Below are 289 nucleotides of genomic sequence, written 5' to 3' on the forward strand. Positions count from 1 at the left end.
TGTTGCTGAAGACGGATTTCACGGACGATAGAATCCGTGCCGTTAAAGCCGTTTTTTAGTGTCGGTGTTTCATTCGGATAATCCCAATTGTTCATCCATGCCAGCGCATAGCGTTTTGTCAGCGGATCTTCGCTATTACCGTCTTCAAATGTGACGCCGCCGTACCAGTCAAAGCCGTAATCAAGCCATTGCGGTTCTTCTTGATCGGCGGTAAATTCCTTCCCGTCAAAGTTTCCGGTCCAATACGCGTACGTATTCGGTTTGCCTGCGGGTTTGCCGTTTGCGCTTG

The 289-nt window shown here is 49.5% G+C and carries 1 pseudogene; it reads right to left on the reverse strand.

The features are described 5' to 3' along the window. Positions 1-289: pseudogene (locus SB658_RS23175) on the reverse strand (glycoside hydrolase family 32 protein); the annotation flags it as partial.

The organism is Bacillus sp. SIMBA_008 (assembly GCF_046535495.1).
Lineage (GTDB): Bacteria > Bacillota > Bacilli > Bacillales > Bacillaceae > Bacillus > Bacillus subtilis.